We start from the raw sequence: 4585 nt of genomic DNA, 5'->3' as shown, positions 1-4585 counted from the left end.
AGGGCAAGAAGGGCGATACGATCGTTGACCAGGACGAATATATCCGCCACGGCGCGACGCTCGACGCCATGACCAAGCTTAGGCCCGCTTTTGACAAGGACGGCACGGTCACCGCCGCCAATGCCTCCGGCATCAACGACGGCGCTGCCGGCGCGCTGCTGATGAGCGAGGCCGAAGCCGCCCGCCGCGGCATCACCCCGCTGGTCCGCATCGCCTCCTGGGCGACCGCCGGCGTCGATCCGGCGATCATGGGAACCGGCCCGATCCCGGCCTCGAAGCGGGCGCTGGAGAAGGCAGGCTGGTCGGTCAAGGACCTCGACCTTGTCGAGGCCAACGAGGCTTTCGCGGCGCAGGCCTGCGCCGTCAACAAGGGCATGGGCTGGGATCCGTCGATCGTCAACGTCAATGGCGGCGCCATCGCCATCGGTCACCCGATCGGCGCCTCCGGCGCCCGCGTCTTCAACACGCTGGTCTTCGAGATGCGCCGCCGTGGCGCCAAGAAGGGTCTTGCCACGCTGTGCATCGGCGGCGGCATGGGCGTCGCCATGTGCGTCGAAGCGCTCTGAGCTCAGCGAATAGCGAAAAGGGAGTAGCGAATAAAGAAGAAAAGCGTCGCGCGCCGGGACGACAGATCCTATTCGCTTCGCTGCTCTCTATTCGCTGACGATTTAAAGGGAGGACCACATGAGCAAGGTAGCAATCGTCACGGGCGGATCGCGCGGCATCGGCGCGGCAATATCGATCGCTCTGAAAAAGGCCGGCTATTCGGTTGCGGCCAACTATGCCGGCAATGACGAGGCGGCCGCGAAGTTCAAGGCCGAGACGGGCATCCCGGTCTACAAATGGTCGGTTGCCGACTATGACGCCTGCGCTGCCGGCATCAAGCAGGTCGAGGCCGATCTCGGCCCGGTTTCGGTGCTCGTCAACAATGCCGGCATCACCCGCGACGCCATGTTCCACAAGCTGACGCGCGAGCAGTGGAAAGAGGTCATCGACACCAATCTGTCCGGCGTCTTCAACATGACGCATCCGCTGTGGGGCAGCATGCGTGACCGCAAGTTCGGCCGCGTCATCACCATCTCCTCGATCAACGGCCAGAAGGGCCAGGCCGGCCAGGTCAACTATTCCGCCGCCAAGGCCGGCGATATCGGCTTCTCGAAGGCGCTGGCCCAGGAGGGCGCCCGCGCCGGCATCACCGTCAACGTCATCTGCCCCGGCTACATCGCCACCGAGATGGTCAAGGCGATCGACGAGAAGGTGCTCAACGAGCGCATCATCCCGCAGATCCCCGTCGGCCGGCTCGGTGAGCCGGAAGAGGTCGCGCGCTGCGTCGTCTTCCTCGCCTCCGACGAAGCCGGCTTCATCACCGGTTCGACCATCAGTGCCAATGGCGGCCAGTATTTCGCCTGAGGCCCGCCAATTCGCCTGAAGACGCGACGCGTTCGGGTCCGAAATTCCGAGACAGCGATCTGACAAACGGGCCGGGAGACCGGCCCGTTTTTTGTTGCCGTTGCCGCCCCCGCGGCGTCTCCCGCGCGACGCCCTGCCCCGATCCGGCACGCAAAAGTTAACGGCCGTCACGGAGCCTGTGCAAAAGCTGTTCGCAACCCTGTGGATTCTCGGTGGAAAACTTTGCCACGACACAACATGTTGGGGTGAACAAACCGGGAAAACACCGTCATCGCTGATTCGTCGCCGATTCGTTCCGGCTTTGGCCGGAACGTTAACGCCGAGGACCGAAAATCCGCCCCAAAAGGTTAACGCGCGTTAGGAAAAGTCAAGAATTTCATAATCTTGGGCAAGGCCGGAAGATCAGGGTCCGTCGCCGATCGGCAAAGGTTAACGGCGCCGCGCGACTCGCGTTCGCCCTGCATGAATCGGGCCAATCAAGAGATTCAGCATGTGGTGAGACTCGCCGTCGAAAAACCCACATGTAGCCGTGAACAAAACCTGAATCTCGGCGAGTCAGTGATTCGTCGCCGATTCGTTCCAGACTCGTTCCAACCATTAACCGAGACCGCATTTCGGACCCTCATATGGAGTCAGGGAGACTGACCGCGGAACATTCCGCTTTCGCTTCGCGCATGAAGTCCTTATGTGTCGCCTGTCACACGCGCCATCGCTGGCGTGCTCCCGACAACGAGCGGCAGAGAGTCTATTTCCGGGCCGATGAACGTCCAGCCGAAACATCCTCAGCCGTTGATCCTTTCCGGCCGTGACGTGACGGCTGTGCTTGGGCCCACCAACACCGGCAAGACCCACCTCGCCATCGAGCGCATGGTGGCGCATGAGAGCGGCGTCATCGGCCTGCCGCTCAGGCTTCTGGCACGCGAGGTCTATACGCGCGTCTGCGAGAAGGTCGGCGCCCACAAGGTGGCGCTGATCACCGGCGAGGAGAAGATCCAGCCGCCAGGCGCCAGATATTCGGTCTGCACGGTGGAAGCGATGCCGCGCGAGACCGATGCCGCCTTCGTCGCCATCGACGAGGTGCAGCTTGCCGGCGATCTCGAGCGCGGCCACATCTTCACCGACCGCATCCTGCATCTGCGTGGCCGCCAGGAGACGCTGCTGCTCGGCGCGGCCACCATGCACGGCATCCTGCAGCGCCTCCTCAAGGGCGTCTCGGTGGTGACGCGGCCCAGGCTGTCGCACCTTGCCTATGCCGGTTCGAAGAAGCTCACCCGCCTGCCCAGGCGCACGGCGATCGTCGCCTTCTCCGCCGACGAGGTCTATGCCATTGCCGAGCTGATCCGCCGCCAGCAGGGCGGCGCGGCCGTCGTGCTCGGCGCGCTGTCGCCGCGCACCCGCAACGCCCAGGTCGCGCTGTTCCAGGCCGGCGATGTCGACTATCTCGTCGCCACCGACGCCATCGGCATGGGATTGAACCTCGACCTCGACCATGTCGCCTTCGCCCAGAACCGCAAGTTCGACGGCTACCAGTACCGCAACCTGACCGCCGCCGAGCTCGGCCAGATCGCCGGCCGCGCCGGCCGGCATTTGCGCGACGGCACGTTCGGCGTCACCGGACAGGTCGATCCGCTGGACGAGGAGCTGATCAAGAAGATCGAGAGCCATGATTTCGATCCGGTGAAGGTCATGCAATGGCGCACTGCCGATTTCGACTTCGCCAGCCTCGACGCGCTGAAGCGCTCGATCGAGACCAACGCCCCGGTCGAAGGCCTGACGCGCGCCCTGCCGGCGGTGGACGCGCAGGCGCTGGAGCATCTGTCGCGCGACGAGGCTATCCGCGCGCTCGCCACCGACGCCAAGCGCGTCGCGCTGCTCTGGGAGGCCTGCGCCCTGCCCGACTACCGCAAGATCGCGCCGGCCCAGCATGCAGACTTGATCGCTTCGATCTACATGGACCTCGCCCGACATGGCCATGTCGACGAGAACTACATGGCCGAGCAGGTGCGCCGCGCCGACACGACCGACGGCGACATCGACACGCTGTCGCACCGCATTGCCCAGATCCGCACATGGACTTTCGTCGCCAACCGCCCCGGCTGGCTGGCCGATCAGGCACACTGGCAGGAAAAGACGCGCGAAATCGAAGACAGATTGTCGGATGCGCTGCATGAGCGGTTGACGAAACGCTTCGTAGACCGCAGGACTTCCGTCCTCATGCGGCGCCTTAGAGAAAATACCATGCCTGAAGCCGAAATCAGCCCAACCGGAACCGTCCTCGTCGAAGGCCATCATGTCGGCGAGTTGCAGGGGTTCCGCTTCACCGCCGACCAGAGCGCCGGTGGCGAGGATGCCAAGGCCGTGCGCACGGCCGCCCAGAAGGCGCTTGCCGCGGAGTTCGAGACACGCGCCGAGCGCTTCGGCGCCTGCGCCAATGGCGATCTCGCGCTTGGCTCGGACGGCACGCTGCGCTGGATCGGCGCGCCGATCGGAACGCTGGTTGCCAGCGACGAGCCGCTGAAGCCGCGCCTCGTGCTGCTGGCCGACGAGCAGCTCACCGGTCCGGCTCGCGACAAGGTGGCGGCGCGCGCCGAGCGCTTCGTCAATTTCCAGATCGAGTCGCTGCTGAAGCCCCTGGTCGACCTCAAGAATGCCGAGCAGCTCACCGGCATCGGCCGCGGCATCGCCTTCCAGCTCGTCGAGCATTTCGGCCTCATCAATCGCCGCGACATCGCCGAGGAGATGAAGTCGCTCGACCAGGAGGGCCGCGCCGCGCTGCGCCGGCTGGGCGTGCGCTTCGGCGCCTATCACGTCTTCGTGCCGGCACTGATCAAGCCGGCGCCCGCCGGGCTGGTGACGCTGCTGTGGGCGCTGAAGAACGACGGCAAGGACAAGCCCGGCTTTGGCGACGTGGTTCATGCGCTGGCGTCGGGCCGCACCTCGGTGGTCATCGATCCCGCCTTCGACAAGAGCTTCTACAAGCTCGCCGGCTATCGCAATCTCGGCCGCCGCGCCGTGCGCGTCGATATTCTTGAGCGGCTGGCCGACCTGATCCGTCCCGCCACCAACTGGAAGCCCGGCCTCGGCCAGCGTCCCGACGGCGCCTATGACGGCCACGCCTTCATGGTGACGCCGCCGATGATGTCGATCCTCGGCGCCACGGCCGACGATATGGAAG

General features: G+C 65.0%; 3 protein-coding genes. All 3 read left to right on the top strand.

Features of this window, described 5'->3' with window-relative positions:
• Positions 1-566: acetyl-CoA C-acyltransferase (locus tag EN780_RS28070; RefSeq protein ID WP_128275922.1), on the top strand; the 566-nt coding region annotated here is incomplete at its 5' end.
• Positions 567-684: 118 nt separating this feature from the next.
• A complete protein-coding gene (phbB, locus tag EN780_RS28065) occupies positions 685-1410 on the top strand; it encodes an acetoacetyl-CoA reductase (protein ID WP_128275921.1) in 726 nt (241 codons plus the stop codon).
• 759 nt (positions 1411-2169) lie between these two features.
• Positions 2170-4585 (top strand): helicase-related protein (locus tag EN780_RS28060; RefSeq protein WP_128275923.1); only part of this gene is annotated, 2416 nt, incomplete at its 3' end.

Origin of the sequence: Mesorhizobium sp. M4B.F.Ca.ET.089.01.1.1 (assembly GCF_004022605.1) — a bacterium.
In the GTDB taxonomy this organism is placed as follows: domain Bacteria; phylum Pseudomonadota; class Alphaproteobacteria; order Rhizobiales; family Rhizobiaceae; genus Mesorhizobium; species Mesorhizobium abyssinicae.
The sequence above is the reverse complement of the archived record's forward strand: the minus strand, read 5'-3'. Positions and strand labels throughout refer to the sequence as shown.

Coding starts and splice junctions, on each gene's coding strand:
- phbB (WP_128275921.1), top strand. CDS start 685: ATGAGCAAGGTAGCAATCGTCACGGGCGGATCGCGCGGCATCGGCGCG.